This window comes from Roseovarius tibetensis, assembly GCF_050896375.1.
Classification (GTDB): Bacteria; Pseudomonadota; Alphaproteobacteria; order Rhodobacterales; family Rhodobacteraceae; genus Roseovarius; species Roseovarius tibetensis.
This window is the reverse complement of the sequence record NZ_JBPBBB010000004.1, coordinates 39,036-57,120: the sequence shown is the minus strand read 5'-3', so window position 1 is coordinate 57,120 and position 18,085 is coordinate 39,036. Positions and strand designations below refer to the sequence as shown.

Sequence of the window (18,085 nt, the reverse complement as noted above, 5' to 3'; positions counted from 1 at the left end):
GCACGCCGGCCACTGGGATAGCGTCATGATCATCGCCCACCCCCTTCTCGGGCCGCGTGACGCCGCCGAATTCATCTATCTCGGCGATGCGGACCTCATCGACCGGCCCGACTGGCAGGCGCCCGACGCCGCCGAGCGGTTCCACGCCTACGGATATCTGCGCGACAACCCGGCCGGATTGCACCGCGAACTCTGGTATCACGAGCAGGGCGACCGGTCGTGGCTGGTTGTGACCCGCGACACCGTCACCCACGAGATCACACAGGTCGAACTGGCCCGCGATGTGGCCCGCGCACGGGGGCGCAGCAGATGATGCAACCAAACCGCATCACCGGCGGCAAAATTGACCGCAGTACAGAGATTACCTTCACCTTCAACGGCCGAACAATGCACGGCCATCCCGGCGACACGCTGGCCTCGGCGCTGCTGGCCAACGGGCAACGCCTCGTGGGCCGGTCGTTCAAGTATCACCGCCCGCGCGGCATCTTCACCGCCGGATCCGAGGAACCCAACGCGCTGGTGGAGCTGCGCCGCGGCGCCGCACAGGAACCCAACACCCGTGCCACCACGGCCGAACTCTTCGACGGGCTCGAGGCGCGCAGCCAGAACCATCGCGGGCCGCTCGGGTTCGACCTGATGGCGGTGACGGACCTTCTGTCGCCGTTCCTTGCGGCAGGGTTTTACTACAAGACCTTCATGTGGCCCCGCGCCTTCTGGGAAAAACTGTACGAGCCGGCCATCCGTGCCGCAGCCGGCCTCGGGCGGCTGTCGGGACAGAACGATCCCGACATCTACGACAAGGGATATTTGCATTGCGACCTGCTGGTGATCGGGTCGGGGCCGGCGGGTCTGATGGCGGCGCGGACGGCGGCGCGCGCGGGCGCCCGCGTTATTCTCGCCGACGAGGATTTCCTCATGGGCGGGCGCCTCAACGCAGAGACGTTGGCGGTGGACGGCCGCGCCGGGGCCGAATGGGCGGCGGAAACCGTTGCGGAACTTTCCGCCATGGCCAATGTCCGGCTGATGCCCCGCACAACCATTTATGGCGCCTACGATCACGGCACCTACGGCGCGCTGGAACGCTGCACCGATCACCTTGCAAACAGCGCCGGCAAGCCGAGGCAAATCCTGTGGCGCATCTACGCAAAGCGCGCGGTGCTGGCAGCGGGCGCGACAGAGCGCCCCATCGCGTTTGGCAACAACGATCGGCCCGGCGTGATGCTGGCCGGCGCTGTGCGCGCCTATGCCAACCGCTGGGGCGTGGCACCTGGGCGACGTGTGGCGATCTTCACCAATAACGACGACGGCTGGCGCACCGCCGCCGACCTCATGGCCCGCGGCATCGAGGTGCCCGCGGTGATCGACAGCCGCGACCGGCTGCCACCCATGGACCTTCCCGGCACCCGCCATGTGCGCGCCGGTCTGATGGCCAACACCCAAGGCCGCAAGGGCCTGCGGCGGATCACGCTAACCGACGGGCAAATGATCGATGTCGATTGCCTTGCCGTCTCGGGCGGCTGGAACCCGAACGTTCATCTCACCTGCCACCAGCGCGGGCGGCCCGCGTGGCGCGACGACCTTTCGGCCTTCGTGCCGGGTGGCGATCTGCCGCCAGGCATGGTCGTGGCCGGCGCCGCGAATGGTGCGATGACACTCGGCGCCGCGCTGCGCACCGGGCGCGACGCCGCCCAGGACATGGGATATGCCGACACCGCCCCGCTGCCCGAGGCCGAGGACGAACCGCGCGAATGCGCGCCGATGTGGCACGTCAAGGACAGCCGCGCCCGCGCTTGGCTGGATCTGCAGAACGACGTCACCGTCAAGGACGTGAAGCAGGCCCATCAGGAAGGCTTTCGCGCGGTCGAGCACCTGAAACGCTACACCACCCTCGGCATGGCCACCGATCAGGGCAAGACGGCCAACATCCCGGCGCTGGCGATCATGGCCGAGTGCACTGGCAAGACCATTCCCGAGACCGGCACGACGATGTTCCGCCCGCCCTACACGCCGGTGCCCATCGGCGCGCTGGCCGGGCGCGCGCGCGGTCGTGATTTCCGTCCCTACCGCCTGACACCCTCGCATGACTGGGCAAAGGCCAATGGCGCGACATTCGTCGAGGTGGGCAATTGGCTGCGCGCGCAATGGTTCGCGGGGCCGGGCGAGGCGGGCTGGCGCGATTCCGTCGATCGCGAGGTCCGCACGACACGCGCCTCGGTCGGGATTTGCGACGTCACCACCCTGGGCAAGATCGATATCCAGGGGCGCGACGCGGGTGAATTCATCAACCGGGTCTATTGCAACGGCTTTGCGACGCTGGCCGTCGGTAAGGTGCGCTACGGCCTGATGCTGCGCGAGGACGGGGTGGCCTATGACGACGGCACCACCGCCCGTCTGGCCGAAAACCACTACGTGATGACCACCACCACTGCCAATGCCGTGACGGTGTTCCGGCGGCTGGAATTCGCGCGGCAATGCCTGTGGCCCGATCTTGACGTGCACCTGATTTCCACCACCGATGGCTGGGCGCAATTCGCCGTCGCCGGCCCGAGATCCCGCGACCTGCTGCGCAAGGTGGTGGATGCGGATCACGACCTGTCGAACGAGGCGTTCCCGTTCATGGCCTGTAGCGAGATCACCGTCTGCGGCGGCACGCCCGCACGCCTTTTCCGCATCTCTTTCTCGGGCGAGATGGCGTTTGAGATCGCGGTGCCCGCGCGCTACGGCAATGCGATGATGGGCGTGCTGATGGAGGCGGGGCAGGAATTCGACGCCTGTCCCTACGGCACCGAGGCGCTTGGCGTCATGCGGATCGAGAAGGGGCACGCCGCGGGCAACGAGCTGGACGGCCGGACCACGGCGCATAACCTTGGCATGGGGCGGATGGTCAGCCTGAGGAAGGACTGCATCGGCAACGTGTTGTCGCAACGCCCTGAGATGATCCGCGAGGATGCCGTGCGTTTGGTCGGAGTCCGCCCCGTGGACCGCGAGGCGCGGCTGATCGCCGGGGCGCATTTCCTCGACACCGGCGCCGAGGCCACGATGGACAACGATCAGGGCTGGATGTCGTCGGTCGCCCACTCGCCGACCCTCGGGCATGCCATCGGTCTCGGATTTCTCAGCCGCGGGCACGAGCGCGTGGGCGAGACCCTTCGCGCCGTAAGTCCGGTGCACGGCATCGAGACCGAGGTCGAGGTCGTTTCGCCCCATTTCGTCGATCCCGAAGGAGAACGGTTGCGTGGCTGATTTCACCCTCAGGTCCGATCCGCCGCTGGCCGGCACCGACATGACCCTCGCCGGGGTGCGCCTGTGGGCACCCGCCGATCTGGCAGTCGTGTCCCTCGCGCTGCCGCTCGGAGGCGAGAAGGAAGCAATCGCGACGATAAAGGCCGCCCATGGCACGGCCCTGCCCGAGATCGGCAAATCCACCGTCACGCCAGAGGGCACGCGGCTGATCCGGTTGGCCCCTGACCTGGCCTTCGCGGTATTTCCCCATGCGACGCCGGACGCCGAACGCATCGTGGCGGAGCGGTTGAGCGGCACGGTCTATACCACCGATCAGACCGATGTCTGGGCGGCTCTCGGCCTGTCCGGGGTAGGGGCGCGGCGCGCGCTGGAACGGATATGCATGCTCGACCTGCATCCGGACACCTTCGCGGTAAACGACGCCGCGCGCACGGTGATGGAGCATCTGGGCGTCCTGATCCTGCGCACCGGTGCGGATGATTACCTGCTGCTGTCGGCCTCGTCCTCGGCCGGATCGTTCCTGCATGCGTTGGAAACATCGCTGCGCAACATCGCCTGAGCGGCCAGATGCTTGCACACCGGCCCGGGGACGGCTAACCCGGCCACGATACCAGCGGGATGGATGTGATGGACGATCTGCGGAACAAATACCTGGCGGCGATCGCCGCGGCCAAGGACGAGGCCGAGCTGGAGGCGCTGCGCGTGCAGGCGGTCGGCAAGAAGGGCGAAATCAGCCTGAAGATGCGCGAACTGGGCAAGATGACGCCCGAGGAACGCCAGACGATGGGGCCCGCGCTGAACGCGCTGAAGGACGAGATCAACTCGGCGCTGGCCGCCCGCAAGCAGGCGCTGGCCGATGCCGCCCTTGACGCAAGGCTGCGCGAGGAATGGCTGGACGTGACGCTGCCCGCGCGCCCACGCCGCGCCGGCACCATCCACCCGGTCAGCCAGGTGACAGAGGAAGTGACCGCGATCTTCGCCGATATGGGCTTTGCCGTGGCCGAGGGCCCGCAGATCGAATCCGACTGGTACAATTTCGACGCGCTGAATATTCCGTCTCACCACCCGGCACGTGCCGAAATGGACACGTTCTACACTCACCGGGCGGATGGCGACGAGCGCCCGCCGCACGTGCTGCGAACGCATACCTCGCCGGTGCAGATCCGCACGATGCAGGCCGAAGGAGCGCCCCTGAGGGTGATCGCGCCCGGTCGCGTCTATCGCGCCGATTACGACCAGACCCACACGCCGATGTTCCATCAGGTCGAGGGGCTGGCGATTGATCGCGACATCAGCATGGCCAATCTCAAATGGGTGCTGGAAGAGTTCGTGAAGGCGTTCTTCGAAGTTGACGATGTCGAGCTGCGCTTCCGTGCCTCGCATTTCCCGTTCACCGAACCCTCGGCCGAGGTCGACATTCGCTGTTCGTGGTCGGGTGGCACGCTGAAAGTGGGTGAAGGCGACGACTGGCTGGAGATCCTCGGGTCGGGCATGGTGCATCCGAAGGTGCTGGAGGCCGGCAATATCGATCCGACCCAGTGGCAGGGATTTGCCTTCGGCATGGGCATCGACCGGATCGCGATGCTGAAATACGGCATCCCCGATCTGCGCGCGTTCTTCGATTCCGACCTGCGCTGGCTGCGGCATTACGGGTTTGGCGCACTCGACGTTCCGACGCTGCATGGCGGGTTGAGCCGGTAACACCATCCGACGGTCCCGAGATCGATAGTCGGTCGGCAGGCGTCGGCCGGTGCCGTGAGTATTTTTGGAAAGATGAAGCTGCGGGACGGAATTCGCGGCGACTGACGGTAGGGTGCGCTGGCGCTGTGTCGGGCTTTCCTTTGGCCCCGTTTCACGCGAGGAGAGGGCATGTCGATTCTCGTCTTTCTCCGCGACAATGCGCCGTGGCTTGCGGCCGGTGTATTGCTGACCTTTCTCAGCAGTTTCGGGCAGACCTATTTCATCTCGATCTTCGCGGGCGAGATCCGTGGGGTGTTCGCACTCAGCCACGGGGAATGGGGCGCGATCTACACGGCGGGCACCGCGACCTCGGCGTTGGCCATGGTCTGGGCCGGGGGTCTGACCGATCGCTTCCGGGTGCGGGTACTGGCGCCGCTGGTGCTGGTGTTGATGACCGGCGCATGTCTTTCCATGGCATTCAACCCGGTCTGGTGGCTGTTGCCGGTGGTGATCTTCGCGCTGCGCTTTACGGGGCAGGGGATGATGAGCCATCTTGCAGTGGTGGCAATGGCGCGCTGGTTCATCGCGAGCCGTGGACGCGCGCTGTCCATCGCCACGTTGGGCAATGCCGTGGGCGAGTCGCTGTTGCCGCTGATCTTCGTGTCGCTACTGGTGGTCCATGACTGGCGGATGCTGTGGGTCGTGGCGGCAACGGTCGCCGTGCTGGGTATGCCGGTCCTGATGATGCTATTGCGTCGGGAACGGACCCCGCAAAGCTGGGCACAGACCAGCCAGTCCCTGGGCATGGGGGGACAGCACTGGACGCGGGCACAGGCGTTGCGGCACTTCCTGTTCTGGTTCATGGTTCCCGCCCTGCTGGGGCCGGCATCGTTCAACACCGCATTCTTCTTTCACCAGGTCCATATTGCCGAGGTGAAGCAGGTTACGCATGTCGAGTTCGTCGCGATGTTTCCGATCTATACCGTCGTGGTGATCGGGTCGATGTTCCTGTCGGGATTCGCGCTTGATCGTCTTGGCACCGGGCGGGTCCTGCCGTTCATACAGCTTCCCATGATCGTTGGATTCCTGATATTCTCGGTCTCGGACGGACCGCTTTTGCTTTTGGCCGGGTTCGTCTTTCTGGCCATGACCACTGGTGCCAACAGCATCGTGCCAAACGCGTTCTGGGCAGAGTTCTACGGCACCGCGAATATCGGTCGCATCAAGGCGATGGCCGCCGCTATCATGGTGTTCGGCACCGCCATGGGCCCGGGGATCACCGGGTTGGCGCTCGATATGGGGCTGGGCATTGAAACACAGTTCGCCCTGATCGCGGGGTATTTCGTGTTTTCGACCGTGATGATGGCGATCGGGGTATCGCGCGCGCGGCCGGCGCTATCGCTGGCGCCTTAGATAGACGTAATACGCGCCGCCACCGCCATGTTTCAGATGCGCCTCGGTGATCTGCAGGACGAGTGACGACAAGGGCGCCATGCGCAGCCATTGCGGCACGTTATGGCGCAGCAGCCCGCGGCGTATGGGCACCGCATCGCCGGGATCGCGGTCGCGTCCCTTGCCCGTCACGATCAGGACAAGGCGACGCCCGGCGGCGTGCGAGTTCAGGATGAAGCCGTTCAACGTCGGGTGCGCCTGTTCAAGCGTCATACCGTGCAGGTCAAGCTTGGCCTCGGGGACGAGCTTGCCCCGCTTGAGGCGTTGAAACGCCTTTTTGTCCATGGAAACCGGGGCGGACCGGATACGTTCGGCCAAGGGTGGCAGCACGTCGTGTCGGGGCGCGCTGTCGTCACCCTTTTGTCCAACTTGAAACCTGGATGGCGCGACGGGCTGGTGTGGAACCGGCCGTGTCTCTTTCGGGGGATCGGTGAAGGATGCGGCGGACGGTTTCCGGTTGGAGGACAGCGGCGTGGTTTGTCGTGCAACCTCTTGCCACAGCGTCACCTCGTCCGGGCGCAGTCGTCGCCGGCTCATCCCCCGCATCCTTCCGATCCTGTCAGGGCCGGACGCCACCTGACGTGGACGGCGACCACGCCCCGATTGGATGGAGCACGGCATGTCAGGCCCTGACATTTGGCTTCATGGTCTCGGCAGGTCATGGCAGAATCTGCCCGCGAGTCATTCGCCGGTGGCAACAAGCCGCCAGTTGGGATCGTCCGAGCCCATGATACGCTCGTACGTCCAGATATCTTTCTGGCGCTTGCTTTGACCCGGTTCGCCCTCGATGATCTCGCCTTCGGCGTTGCGAACAACCGACACCAGTTCTGCAACGGCGCGCACATCGATTTCGGACCGACGGGTTTCGGGATCGAACCGCGCATCGGCAAGGGCAAGGTCGCGCACACCCATGAATTCAGCCTCGATCGTAAGACCGTTCTTCTCACGCTCGTCCACGACTTGCGCGAACGCCTCGTAGACGTCGCGGTCCATGAACGGCATCACATCATCCAGCTTGCCCTTTTCAAACGCCATCAGGATCATTTCGTACGCCTGGCGCGCGCCTTGGAGAAACTCGGTGACGCTGAAGTCCGGTTCAATCCGCTTCATCTCTGCAAGGGCGGCGGCCGCGTCGGAATCCTCGGGGACGTGATCGATAATGTCGTGATCCGGCCCACCCTCGATGACCTCGAATTCACGTCGGGATGTCGGGCCGCCCGTGGTCTGTGCGCGCGGCGAGCCTTCGAACCCGTCGCGGGTGCCCAGCACGCTTTTCAGGCGCAAGATCAGAAAAATGGCGATCCCGGCGAGCACCAGTAGCTGCAATATCGGCGAATTCATGGGCACCTCATCCTGTGCGGGGCATGGTAAGCTTTGTCGTTCCTGCCTATGTAGGTGACGTGGCCTGTCAAGTCCACCATGGGAGTGGAAATCGAAGGAGGATCATGCATGTGGCTTCTGCTCGCGTTCATCGCGGTGCCATTGATCGAAATTGCCCTTTTCATACAGGTCGGGGGATTTATCGGCCTGTGGCCGACGCTGGCGCTGGTCGTGCTGACCGCCTTGCTCGGGACATGGCTGCTGCGCCTTCAGGGGACGCTCGCCATGGCCGAATTGCGGCGCAGCTTCTCTGATGTCGAGGACCCGTCGGAACCTCTCGCCCACGGCGCGATGATCCTGTTTGCTGGCGCCTTGTTGTTGACGCCGGGGTTTTTCACCGACCTGGTCGGGTTTGCCCTGTTGTCACCGCCGGTGCGCAGACGGATTTTCACGGAGATCCGCAAACGTGTTCACATGGCGACGTTCGAAAGCACGCCACAACACCGGCCGCATGATCCGCCCGACGTGATCGATGCCGAGTTCGAGGATCTGGATCCGCCCCGCACCGGCACGGGCGGCGGAAGGAACCGGACAAGGCATTGAGACCCTTCGCACCGCCTGCTATGCAGACGCCCACAGCAATTCGAGCCTTCAGGAGAGTTCCCAATGGCAGATCAGGAAAACGGGGCCGCGACCGAAAGCGGTCCTGAAAACGGGGCCGCAGCCGACGCTGGCTCAAAGGTGCGCCTGCACATCATGACGCAGTTCGTTCGCGATCTGTCCTTCGAAAACGTCTTGGCGCAGCGCGGCACCGGCGGAGAGGTGACACCGGATGTTCAGGTGTCGGTCAATCTGGACGCGAAGAAACGGTCGACCGAACATCAGTACGAGGTGGCGTCCAAGCTCAACATCACGTCAAAGAACAAGGGTTCCGGCGAAATGCTGTTCGTCATGGAGCTGGATTACGTGGGCGTGTTCCATGTCGAGAACGTGCCCGAGGATCAGATACACCCGTTCCTTCTGATCGAGTGCCCGCGCATGATCTTTCCGTTCATTCGCCGCATTGTCAGCGATGTCACGCGCGATGGCGGATTCCCGCCCCTCAACCTTGAGAATATCGATTTCGTGCAGCTTTACCGCAACGAGCTTGCCCGTCGTCAGGCCGAATCCGAGACCAAGGGCGCAGACGCCTGACCGAAAAGACCGGACAGACCACGCGGAACGCCCATCAGACGACGTCGCGCCGGATCAACGGGTCCACAGCGCGGCGTCGCCCATCGTTTCGACAAAGGCACGGTGGGCCGCATCTTCCTGCGGGGTGAGCCGCGAGGTCAGCGCGGCAGGGCGCGGCCCCGGCCGCCATCCGGCGTCACCACCCGAGATATCGGCGCCATCCGATGGGCGCCGTGCAAGGCCGAAATCCGGCTGACGTCCACCGATCAGTTCCAGATAAACCTCTGCCAGTATCTCGGAGTCGAGGAGCGCGCCGTGCAGGGTCCGCGAGGTGTTGTTGATCGCGAACCGGCGGCACAACGCATCCAGCGATGCCGGTGATCCGGGAAACTTTTGCCGCGCCATTGTCAGCGTATCTATTGCCCGTTCCCAAGGCAGGTGCTGCAGCCCCAGCCAGCCCAGCTCTGCATTCAAGAACTTCATGTCGAACGCGGCGTTATGAATGACCAACTTGGCATCACCGACGAAGTCGAGGAACGGTTGTGCCACCTGACGAAACAGGGGTTTGTCCTTCAACACAATCTCGCCATCCCTTGGCGGGCGAGGCACGAGCAGCAGATCGGGACCGATTCCGTGGACGCCGAATGCCTCGTCTGGCATACCGCGTTCCGGGTTGATGTATTCGTGGAAATTCCGGCCGGTCGGCATGTGATTGTACAGTTCGATCGCACCGATTTCGACGATCCGATCACCCGTCTCCGGGTCAAAGCCCGTGGTTTCCGTATCAAGAACGATTTCACGCATGGTGTCTGGTCTTTTCAATGTCCGCCAAGACAGTCTGAACCTGCGCGCGGGCATGCTCAAGCGTATCCGTTTCGATTACGTAATCGGCGCGCGTCCTTTTTTCCGCGTCCGGCATCTGTTTTGCGACAATGGCGTCGAACTGGGCCTCGGTCATCGTGCCACGCGCCAGAACGCGCTGCCTTTGCTGCGCCGCGGATGTCGTGACCGTCACGGTGGCATCCATGTCCGCATCCGCACCTGTCTCGAACAGCAGGGGGATATCCAGCACCGTCACATCAGCGTTCGCTGTAGCAAGGAAACCGGCCCGATCCTCCAAGACAAGCGGATGGACGATGTTCTCGATGCGGCCAAGCGCCTGCGGATCGTCCTGAATGATGGACTTGAGCACATCCCGGCACACCGTACCGTCACGTATGGCATTTGGAAATTCCGCAGCAATGGGCGCGACTGCTGCGCCGCCGGACGAATAAAGCCGGTGCACGGCCGCGTCCGCGTCCCAGACCGCGCATCCCGCCTCGGCGAACATGTGTGCCGTCGTGGATTTGCCCATCCCTATGGACCCGGTCAGGCCAAGGCGAAACGTCATCGCAACACCGCCTGGCGCAGCGCGTCATCGACCGTTGGACATGCGCCGAACCACCGCTCGAACGCGGGCACCGCCTGATGCAGAAGCATGCCAAGGCCATCGACACACGTGCAGCCCTTGGCGCGCGCCGCTGCCAAAAATTGCGTTTCCAGCGGCGCATAGACGAGGTCCGTCACCACCGTGCCTGGACGCAACGCGTCAAGCGGAACGGACCACGGGGCATGACCGGTCATACCAAGGGATGTGGTGTTGACCACCGTGACCGCGTCCCCGATCATGTCATCCGCCCGGTCCCAATCGACAACCGTCAGACGCTCACCGAATTGCTGTTGCAGTGCCTCGGCGCGAGACCGGGTCCGGTTTGTGATCCGGACCTCCGGCACGCCCGAGTCCAGCAAGGCCACGACCACGGCACGCGCGGCTCCTCCGGCCCCGAAGATCGCGGCGGGGCCACGTGACGGTTGCCAGGCGGGCACGGTCTGGCGCAGGTTCTGCTCAAAACCATACGCATCGGTATTGTCCGCGTGGATGTTGCCGTCCGGCCCAAATGTCAGCGTGTTGGCCGCGCCAATCAGCCGCGCCCGGTCGCTAACATGGTCAGCGATCTCGAGCGCCCTTTCCTTGTGCGGAACGGTCGCGTTTACCCCGACAAAACCCAGTTTCGGAAGCGTGCGAAGACCCGTTTCCAAATTGTCAGGCTCGACATGCATCGGGATGTAGTACCCGGCTATCCCGAGCGAGTGAAGCCAGTGCTGATGCAGTTGTGGTGATCGGGAATGCGCTATGGGCGAGCCGATGACACCCGCCAGCGGCAGTCTTGGATGCGTCATGTGGGCAGATCTCCGCGAAGGGTAAGGAATGACAGAAGATCAAGCAATGGAAGGCCGAGTATCGTGAAATAGTCACCTTCGATCTTCGAGAACAACCGAACACCCTCGGCCTCGAGCTTGTAGGCTCCCACGGTTTCTGCAATGTCCGGCCAGTTACGCTTTATATAGGTGTCAATCCAGTCATCCGAGAATTGACGCACAGTCAGGCGGGCACGACCAACATGCCGCCAGATAGGCTCGCCGTCCTGACAGATGACAGCGGCGGACAAAAGATCGTGTCGCCGCCCGCGCATGGACAATAACTGCGCACGGGCCTCATCGGGTGTCGCCGGTTTTGACAGGACCTTACCGTCGAGATCGAGCACCTGGTCGCAGCCAAGCACCATCGCCCCCGGCCTCTTGCGGCTGACCCGCATCGCCTTGGCCTCTGCAAGGCCATCCGCGATGTCGCGCGGGCTAAACTGTTCCGCCAACATGGCGTCACGAATCATCGCCTCGTCGACTCGGGGCGCCGTGACCTCGATCGACAGGCCAGCCTTTTCCAAAAGCTCATGCCGGATGCGGGACGTCGAGGCGAGGACAAGCGTGGACATCATGTGTATAACCCTGAGCATAGACTGCCCGCGTCTTAAGAAGAAACAGGCAAGAAATCCATCCCAACAGTCTTGCCCACCGAACGGGGGGCCCACCACCAATTTTGACGCTCCTTTATCCACCGTGGATCGGTATATGTTTCTCGTGTGGATAAAACTTCAAGAGTTCACGTATGTTCTCAAGTGATCGCATAGTCAGCGTCGTAAATCACTGATATTAAAACGCTAAGTTAGGACGAAATCGATTTTACGAGACGTGGAACCTTCACAGCCTGTGGATAAGATTGGGGACAATAACTTATCCACTGACATTTCGTTGCCTATAACACAATCTTCACTTTTATAAATCTTATTTTAAGGGTGAAGACAGATGCGCGGCTCGATGACGGCCGGAGCAACCGACAAACAGCGTGTATCTTGACCATTGGTCTAAGACGAAGTAATCAAACGAAGCTCGTCCGAGTACACATTCCCCAAAGCATGAAATACCGCGCAGCGCAGCACGGTTACAGGAACCTAAATGTCTGAAGATCGCCTGAATCTCTCTGATCTCAAAACCCTCACCGCAAAAGAACTTCTGACCATTGCAGAAGAGCTCGAGATCGAGAACGCGTCGACGATGCGCAAGGGCGAGATGATGTTCTCGATCCTCAAGGAACGCGCCGAAGACGACTGGGTGGTTTTCGGTGACGGCGTGCTTGAGGTTCTGCAGGACGGCTTTGGGTTTCTCAGGTCGACCGAGGCAAACTATCTGCCCGGACCAGACGATATTTACGTGTCGCCGGACATGATCCGGCAATATTCGCTTCGCACCGGCGACACGATCGAAGGTGAGATGCGTCAACCCGATGAAACGGAACGATATTTTGCACTGACCTCGGTTACGCAGATCAACTACGAAGATCCGGAACGGGCACGGCACAAGATCGCGTTCGAGAACCTGACTCCGCTATACCCGGACGAGCGGTTGAAGATGGAGATCGAGGATCCGACGATCAAGGATCGCACCGCGCGTGTTATCGACCTCGTGGCACCCATCGGGAAAGGACAACGCTCGCTGATCGTAGCGCCGCCGCGGACGGGTAAGACGGTCATCCTGCAAAACATCGCGAACAGCATCGAGAAAAACCACCCCGATTGCTATTTGATCGTTCTTCTGATCGATGAGCGACCGGAAGAGGTGACTGACATGAAACGGTCGGTGCACGGCGAGGTGGTCAGCTCCACTTTCGACGAACCGGCGTCACGACATGTGGCCGTGTCCGAAATGGTCATGGAAAAGGCAAAGCGCCTTGTGGAGCACAAAAGGGACGTGGTCATCCTTCTGGATTCCATCACGCGCCTGGGGCGGGCCTTCAACACGGTGGTTCCATCCTCCGGTAAGGTGTTGACCGGCGGGGTTGATGCAAACGCTCTGCAACGGCCAAAACGTTTTTTTGGGGCGGCGCGCAACATCGAGGAAGGCGGGTCGTTGACGATCATCGCAACCGCATTGATCGAAACCGGGAGCCGGATGGACGAGGTGATCTTTGAAGAATTCAAAGGGACAGGCAACTCGGAGCTCATCCTCGATCGTAAGGTCGCGGACAAACGGGTGTTCCCGGCCATCGACATCCTGAAATCCGGAACGCGGAAGGAAGAGATGTTGATCGACAAGGCCGATCTGCAAAAGACTTTTGTATTGCGCCGCATCCTGAACCCGATGGGCACAACGGACGCCGTGGAATTCCTGTTGTCGAAGCTGAAGCAGACCAAGACAAACTCGGAGTTTTTCGACTCGATGAACACCTGACCGCAGCCTGTGCTTGAAGGGTCTGGAATGGATACGATCTTTGCCCTGTCGACAGCTCAAGGCAAGGCGGGTGTCGCCATAATCCGTGTTTCGGGTCCGGAAGTTCCAGTCGTGGCGGCAGAGATCTGTGGGGGCTTGCCCAAGCCTCGCTTTGCCACGTTGAGGACCTTGAAAGATCCTGTCGGAAACGTGCTTGACGAGGGTCTTGTTCTTTATTTCCCGGAGCAGGCAAGCTTTACGGGTGAAAATGTCCTTGAATTCCAGGTGCATGGCAGTCCCGCGATCATATCGGCACTACTTCATGTGTTGCGGTGCCTTGACGGCTTGCGCCCGGCGGAACCTGGCGAATTTACGCGTCGCGCTCTGTCGAACGGCCGCCTTGACCTGACGCAGGTTGAGGCATTGTCCGACTTGATCGAGTCCGAGACAGAGGCACAAAGACGCCAGGCAATGCGTGTGCTGTCAGGTGAGTTGGGCCAGGTATGCGAACGCTGGCGCACGGATTTGATCCGGGCCGTTGCCTTGCTGGAAGCGACCATTGATTTCGCGGATGAGGATATACCCGAGACGTTGTTGCCCGATGTGATCGGGCTGGTATCAGCGGTGATTCAGGATCTCGAGAAACAAATTTCGGGACGCTATATCGCGGAACGGATACGTGACGGTTTCGAGGTCGCGATAATCGGGGCACCGAATGTCGGGAAATCGACACTTCTCAACAGACTGGCAGGCCGAGATGCGGCGATCACCTCTGAACACGCGGGAACAACGCGGGACGTGATAGAGGTTCGGATGGATCTCAAGGGGTTACCGGTAACGATCCTCGACACGGCCGGGTTGCGGCAAAGCGACGACACGATCGAAACGCTTGGGATAGAACGTGCGCGCGAAAGGGCGATGCGTGCCGATCTTAGAGTGTGCCTTGGGGACGAGATCGACGAGTTCTCGGACTTGATAGAGGCTGGGGATATCTTCCTCACCCCCAAAGCAGATTTACACAAGGCCGCAGGGGGTGGCGTGTCCGGGTTGACCGGGCAGGGGGTGGATGCGCTTGTGGCCCGCATCGCTGAGGTGCTTACGCACCGGGCCCAAGGGGCAGGGGCTGCAATTCGGATGCGCCACGAAATGGCAATGCGAAAAGGCTGCTTGTCGTTGGAAGCTGCCCTGACGTGTTTGAGCGAGGGCGAAGAGATGACGGATATGGCCGCAGAAGATCTTCATACGGCTATCCGGGCGCTCGATTCTCTGGTAGGTAGGGTAGATATCGAGTCCGTGCTTGATGATATCTTCAAAAGCTTCTGCATCGGAAAATGAGGTTGTTTCACGTGAAACATTTCGACGTCATCGTTATCGGTGGGGGGCACGCCGGGGCGGAAGCTGCGCATGTTGCGGCGCGAATGGGCGCTTCGACGGCGTTGGTGACCCTTTCGGAAGATAAAATCGGCGTCATGTCGTGTAACCCTGCCATCGGGGGACTTGGAAAGGGCCATCTCGTCAGAGAGATTGACGCGTTGGACGGGCTTATGGGCCGCGTGGCTGACCGGGCGGGCATACAGTTTCGTCTTTTGAACCGGCGCAAGGGACCTGCTGTGCAGGGGCCAAGAACCCAGGCCGACCGCAAGATTTATCAGAAGGCTATGTCATCGGAGATGGCATTGTGTGAAAACTTGACCGTCATAGAGGCTGAAGTCTCTGATCTGATTATGGAAAAGGGCGCTGTTGCTGGCGTCATTTTGGCGGATCAGTCCAAGATCATGTCGCATGCCACGGTTTTGACCACAGGCACGTTCCTCCGCGGGATGATCCATATCGGGGATCGATCCTATCCCGGCGGCCGCATGGGCGAGGATCCAAGCGTGACACTTGCCGAACGCATTGACAGTTTCGGCCTTCCACTGGGGCGTCTCAAGACTGGAACACCTCCGCGCCTTGATGGAAAGACAATTGATTGGCGAAACCTCGATACCCAACCGGCAGATGATGATCCGGTGTTGTTTTCCTTCCTGTCTACCAAGCCTATGGCCCGGCAGATTGCATGCGGCATCACGCATACAAACGAGCGCACGCATGATATTATCCGAGCGAATCTAGATAAATCGGCCATGTATGGCGGGCACATCCAGGGTTCGGGCCCGCGATACTGCCCATCGATCGAGGACAAGGTCGTCCGATTTGCCGACAAGACTGCGCATCAGGTCTTTCTAGAACCAGAATCCTTGTCGGATGATGTTATTTACCCAAACGGGATTTCGACATCGCTTCCGGAATCAGTGCAATTGGACTATGTCCGCTCGATAGTGGGATTGTCCAATGTTGACATACTGCAACCCGGCTACGCGATTGAGTATGACTACGTAGATCCGCGGGCGTTGACACAAAGCCTCTCGGTCAAGTCTGTGGATGGGCTGTTTCTTGCAGGGCAGATCAATGGGACAACGGGGTACGAGGAGGCAGCGGCACAAGGACTGGTGGCCGGTATCAATGCAGTCCGGCATTCAAGACGGGATGAGCCGGTCAGGTTCAGCCGCACTGAAAGCTATATCGGGGTGATGATTGACGACTTAACGACGCGTGGCGTTTCCGAGCCGTATCGCATGTTCACGTCGCGTGCCGAGTTCCGCCTTTCGTTGCGCGCAGACAATGCGGACCAGCGTCTCACACCTCTAGGACTCACGCTTGGGTGCGTCGAAGACCGTCGGCGTAAGGTCTTTGACGAAAAACTGGAAAACCTGAAAGCCGGGCGTGAGCTTTTACAGGCACGTAAATATACACCAAAACAGCTGTCTGCGGCTGGCCTTTCTGTTACGCAAGACGGCACCAAACGAACCTTATTTCAAGTTCTTGCGTTTCAGGAAGTGGGTTTCGAGGATCTTATAAACCTCGAGCTGGATCTTAAGGAAGTGAAGGCTCCAATCCGGCACCAACTCAAGACGGAGGCGCTGTACGCTAATTACATTGATCGTCAAGCCCGCGATGTCGAAATGCTGCGTCGCGACGAGGCACATGTGATACCACGTGATTTTGATTTCGTGAGTGTTGACGGATTGTCGAATGAACTAAAAACCAAACTGGAAACGGTCAGGCCGCAGGATTTGGCTCAGGCGGCGCGGATTGAGGGTATGACACCAGCGGCATTGACGCTTTTATTGGTAAACCTGAAGAATGATCAACGGGTGAAATCGGCGTGAGCGACGACACCTACGGCTTGAATGTTTCACGTGAAACACATGATCGCCTTGATATCTACGCGGCACTCCTTCGCAAGTGGAACCCGAAGATCAATCTTGTCGCGCCGTCAACGATCGCTGATCTTCGGTCACGCCACATAACGGATTCAGCGCAGCTATATAACCAAGCGCCGACATACTTCGAACACTGGGTCGATCTTGGGTCAGGGGGTGGGTTTCCCGGCCTAGTCGTCGCGATCTTGGCATATGAAAATGGCAGTCGCGGAAAGATCACCTTGATCGAGAGTGATGCGCGTAAATCCGCATTTCTTCGCACTGTGCTGCGCGAGACTGGTGTGGATGCTACCGTGATCACGGACCGTATAGAAAATGTTACCCCACAGGGCGCTGATGTCGTCTCCGCGCGCGCACTCGCGCATATGATCAAGCTACTGGATTTCACCAACCGTCATTTGTCACCAGAGGGCGTGGCACTTTTACACAAGGGTCGACATTGGGAAAAAGAGCTGCGCGATGCACAACAGACGTGGCAATTCACCTATTCCGCCGTTAAAAGTGTGGTACAAGACAACTCGGTAATTCTCAACGTTGCAGGAGTACACCGTGTCTGATCCCCGCCTTCAAACATCGCCGAAAATCATCGCTATCGCCAATCAAAAGGGCGGTGTCGGGAAAACCACAACAACCATAAATCTGGGCGCAGCCCTCGCGGCTGGTGGCGCGCGTGTTCTCATCCTGGATCTCGACCCTCAGGGTAACGCATCGACTGGCCTTGGTATCGAACCCGGGGATCGTAACTTCACGACGTATGACTTGCTTTTGGACGAAGACGTCGCACTTGATCAGATCATTCAGAATACCAACGAAGATAATTTGCTTATCGTACCGGCGACGGTTGATCTGTCGTCTGCAGATATCGACCTGATTTCAAACGAAAAACGTATATTTCTGCTGCGGAACGCGTTGCGTCAGCGTGCAATCGACGCACATAACCTCGATTTCGTCCTGATCGACTGTCCGCCGTCCCTCAACATGCTCACAATCAATGCGATGGTTGCAGCACATTCCGTTCTCGTTCCACTTCAAAGCGAGTTCTACGCCCTTGAAGGATTGTCACAGCTCATGCTGACGATCCGCGAGGTGCGGCAAAGCGTGAACAAGGATCTGCGGATCGAGGGGATCGTTATCACGATGGTCGATTCTCGCAATAACCTATCAGGCCAGGTCGAAAAAGACGCCCGCGATAATCTGGGCGATCTCGTGTTCCAGACGCGCATTCCACGCAACGTCAGGTTGAGTGAGGCGCCGTCGTATGCTTTGTCGGTCCTGCGCTACGATCCGAATTCGAAGGGCGCGCAGGCGTATCGCGATCTGGCGCGGGAACTTCTGGAAAAAACCACACGCGTGGCCGCCTGAGCCGTAAG

18 protein-coding genes are annotated in these 18,085 nt (G+C 60.5%); 12 read left to right on the top strand and 6 right to left on the bottom strand.

What is annotated here, in order from left to right:
• Nucleotides 1-25 precede the first annotated feature (25 nt).
• The 5 genes from ACROSR_RS04335 to ACROSR_RS04315 all read left to right on the top strand — a co-directional run bounded on the left by ACROSR_RS04335 (nt 26) and on the right by ACROSR_RS04315 (nt 6,336).
• On the top strand, nt 26-313 hold the full coding sequence (locus ACROSR_RS04335; RefSeq protein ID WP_432682548.1) for a sarcosine oxidase subunit delta: 288 nt from the start codon (nt 26-28) through the stop codon (nt 311-313).
• Nucleotides 310-3,243, top strand: coding sequence for a sarcosine oxidase subunit alpha family protein (locus tag ACROSR_RS04330; RefSeq protein ID WP_432682547.1), 2,934 nt, complete (start codon nt 310-312; stop codon nt 3,241-3,243). The genes ACROSR_RS04335 and ACROSR_RS04330 overlap by 4 nt, the downstream gene beginning before the upstream one ends.
• Nucleotides 3,236-3,802, top strand: coding sequence for a sarcosine oxidase subunit gamma (locus ACROSR_RS04325; RefSeq protein ID WP_432682546.1), 567 nt, complete (start codon nt 3,236-3,238; stop codon nt 3,800-3,802). The genes ACROSR_RS04330 and ACROSR_RS04325 overlap by 8 nt, the downstream gene beginning before the upstream one ends.
• A gap of 68 nt (nt 3,803-3,870) precedes the next feature.
• Nucleotides 3,871-4,944, top strand: coding sequence for a phenylalanine--tRNA ligase subunit alpha (gene pheS, locus ACROSR_RS04320; RefSeq protein ID WP_432682545.1), 1,074 nt, complete (start codon nt 3,871-3,873; stop codon nt 4,942-4,944).
• 168 nt (nt 4,945-5,112) lie between these two features.
• Complete coding sequence (locus tag ACROSR_RS04315) at nt 5,113-6,336, top strand: MFS transporter (RefSeq protein ID WP_432682544.1); 1,224 nt, start codon at nt 5,113-5,115, stop codon at nt 6,334-6,336.
• Here the strand turns inward: ACROSR_RS04315 and ACROSR_RS04310 are convergent.
• Both ACROSR_RS04310 and ACROSR_RS04305 read right to left on the bottom strand, forming a co-directional pair.
• Entirely contained in the window at nt 6,319-6,912 is a 594-nt protein-coding gene (locus ACROSR_RS04310) for a Smr/MutS family protein (protein ID WP_432682543.1), read from the bottom strand. The genes ACROSR_RS04315 and ACROSR_RS04310 overlap by 18 nt on opposite strands.
• Nucleotides 6,913-7,056: 144 nt before the next feature.
• Nucleotides 7,057-7,716: a Tim44/TimA family putative adaptor protein gene (locus ACROSR_RS04305; protein WP_432682542.1), complete on the bottom strand. Its 660-nt coding sequence runs from the start codon at nt 7,714-7,716 to the stop codon at nt 7,057-7,059.
• A 108-nt stretch (nt 7,717-7,824) separates the two neighbouring features.
• On the opposite strand from ACROSR_RS04305, the gene ACROSR_RS04300 reads away from it, so the two are divergent.
• Together ACROSR_RS04300 and secB are read left to right on the top strand one after the other, a co-directional pair.
• Nucleotides 7,825-8,298 carry an FxsA family protein gene (locus tag ACROSR_RS04300; protein ID WP_432682541.1) on the top strand — a complete coding sequence of 158 codons (474 nt, stop codon included), beginning with the start codon at nt 7,825-7,827 and terminating at the stop codon, nt 8,296-8,298.
• A gap of 63 nt (nt 8,299-8,361) precedes the next feature.
• On the top strand, nt 8,362-8,889 hold the full coding sequence (gene secB / locus ACROSR_RS04295; protein WP_432682540.1) for a protein-export chaperone SecB: 528 nt from the start codon (nt 8,362-8,364) through the stop codon (nt 8,887-8,889).
• Nucleotides 8,890-8,943: 54 nt separating this feature from the next.
• Here secB and dnaQ read toward each other — a convergent pair whose 3' ends face one another.
• The 4 genes from dnaQ to ACROSR_RS04275 are packed head-to-tail and all read right to left on the bottom strand — an operon-like array spanning nt 8,944 to nt 11,684.
• Entirely contained in the window at nt 8,944-9,672 is a 729-nt protein-coding gene (gene dnaQ / locus ACROSR_RS04290) for a DNA polymerase III subunit epsilon (RefSeq protein WP_432682539.1), read from the bottom strand.
• A complete protein-coding gene (gene coaE, locus ACROSR_RS04285) occupies nt 9,665-10,258 on the bottom strand; it encodes a dephospho-CoA kinase (RefSeq protein ID WP_432682538.1) in 594 nt (197 codons plus the stop codon). The genes dnaQ and coaE overlap by 8 nt, the downstream gene beginning before the upstream one ends.
• A complete protein-coding gene (locus tag ACROSR_RS04280; protein ID WP_432682537.1) occupies nt 10,255-11,088 on the bottom strand; it encodes a shikimate dehydrogenase in 834 nt (277 codons plus the stop codon). Before ACROSR_RS04280 ends, coaE begins: the two co-directional genes overlap by 4 nt.
• Nucleotides 11,085-11,684, bottom strand: a complete 600-nt coding sequence (locus ACROSR_RS04275; protein ID WP_432682536.1) for a Maf family protein — start codon at nt 11,682-11,684, stop codon at nt 11,085-11,087. Before ACROSR_RS04275 ends, ACROSR_RS04280 begins: the two co-directional genes overlap by 4 nt.
• Nucleotides 11,685-12,201: 517 nt before the next feature.
• Between ACROSR_RS04275 and rho the strand changes: the two genes are divergently transcribed.
• From rho to ACROSR_RS04250, 5 genes are read left to right on the top strand one after another with little or no spacing between them, the layout of a single operon-like run.
• Nucleotides 12,202-13,473 (top strand): transcription termination factor Rho, encoded by a 1,272-nt coding sequence (rho, locus tag ACROSR_RS04270; protein ID WP_432682535.1) that lies wholly within the window; start codon nt 12,202-12,204, stop codon nt 13,471-13,473.
• Nucleotides 13,474-13,500: 27 nt separating this feature from the next.
• Nucleotides 13,501-14,787: a tRNA uridine-5-carboxymethylaminomethyl(34) synthesis GTPase MnmE gene (mnmE, locus tag ACROSR_RS04265; protein ID WP_432682534.1), complete on the top strand. Its 1,287-nt coding sequence runs from the start codon at nt 13,501-13,503 to the stop codon at nt 14,785-14,787.
• A gap of 11 nt (nt 14,788-14,798) precedes the next feature.
• Nucleotides 14,799-16,661 (top strand): tRNA uridine-5-carboxymethylaminomethyl(34) synthesis enzyme MnmG, encoded by a 1,863-nt coding sequence (gene mnmG, locus ACROSR_RS04260; RefSeq protein WP_432682533.1) that lies wholly within the window; start codon nt 14,799-14,801, stop codon nt 16,659-16,661.
• The gene (gene rsmG, locus ACROSR_RS04255; protein ID WP_432682532.1) at nt 16,658-17,272 is read left to right on the top strand and encodes a 16S rRNA (guanine(527)-N(7))-methyltransferase RsmG; all 615 of its coding nucleotides are present in this window, start codon (nt 16,658-16,660) and stop codon (nt 17,270-17,272) included. The genes mnmG and rsmG overlap by 4 nt, the downstream gene beginning before the upstream one ends.
• Nucleotides 17,265-18,077 carry a ParA family protein gene (locus tag ACROSR_RS04250; protein ID WP_432682531.1) on the top strand — a complete coding sequence of 271 codons (813 nt, stop codon included), beginning with the start codon at nt 17,265-17,267 and terminating at the stop codon, nt 18,075-18,077. The genes rsmG and ACROSR_RS04250 overlap by 8 nt, the downstream gene beginning before the upstream one ends.
• Nucleotides 18,078-18,085: the final 8 nt, after the last annotated feature.

Bases quoted from the DNA above. Each gene is read 5' to 3' on its own strand.
- ACROSR_RS04310 (WP_432682543.1), bottom strand. From the start codon at position 6,912: ATGAGCCGGCGACGACTGCGCCCGGACGAGGTGACGCTGTGGCAAGAG.
- ACROSR_RS04300 (WP_432682541.1), top strand. From the start codon at position 7,825: ATGTGGCTTCTGCTCGCGTTCATCGCGGTGCCATTGATCGAAATTGCC.
- ACROSR_RS04315 (WP_432682544.1), top strand. From the start codon at position 5,113: ATGTCGATTCTCGTCTTTCTCCGCGACAATGCGCCGTGGCTTGCGGCC.
- mnmE (WP_432682534.1), top strand. From the start codon at position 13,501: ATGGATACGATCTTTGCCCTGTCGACAGCTCAAGGCAAGGCGGGTGTC.
- ACROSR_RS04335 (WP_432682548.1), top strand. From the start codon at position 26: ATGATCATCGCCCACCCCCTTCTCGGGCCGCGTGACGCCGCCGAATTC.
- ACROSR_RS04330 (WP_432682547.1), top strand. From the start codon at position 310: ATGATGCAACCAAACCGCATCACCGGCGGCAAAATTGACCGCAGTACA.
- secB (WP_432682540.1), top strand. From the start codon at position 8,362: ATGGCAGATCAGGAAAACGGGGCCGCGACCGAAAGCGGTCCTGAAAAC.
- ACROSR_RS04280 (WP_432682537.1), bottom strand. From the start codon at position 11,088: ATGACGCATCCAAGACTGCCGCTGGCGGGTGTCATCGGCTCGCCCATA.
- coaE (WP_432682538.1), bottom strand. From the start codon at position 10,258: ATGACGTTTCGCCTTGGCCTGACCGGGTCCATAGGGATGGGCAAATCC.
- dnaQ (WP_432682539.1), bottom strand. From the start codon at position 9,672: ATGCGTGAAATCGTTCTTGATACGGAAACCACGGGCTTTGACCCGGAG.
- rho (WP_432682535.1), top strand. From the start codon at position 12,202: ATGTCTGAAGATCGCCTGAATCTCTCTGATCTCAAAACCCTCACCGCA.
- ACROSR_RS04305 (WP_432682542.1), bottom strand. From the start codon at position 7,716: ATGAATTCGCCGATATTGCAGCTACTGGTGCTCGCCGGGATCGCCATT.
- pheS (WP_432682545.1), top strand. From the start codon at position 3,871: ATGGACGATCTGCGGAACAAATACCTGGCGGCGATCGCCGCGGCCAAG.
- ACROSR_RS04275 (WP_432682536.1), bottom strand. From the start codon at position 11,684: ATGATGTCCACGCTTGTCCTCGCCTCGACGTCCCGCATCCGGCATGAG.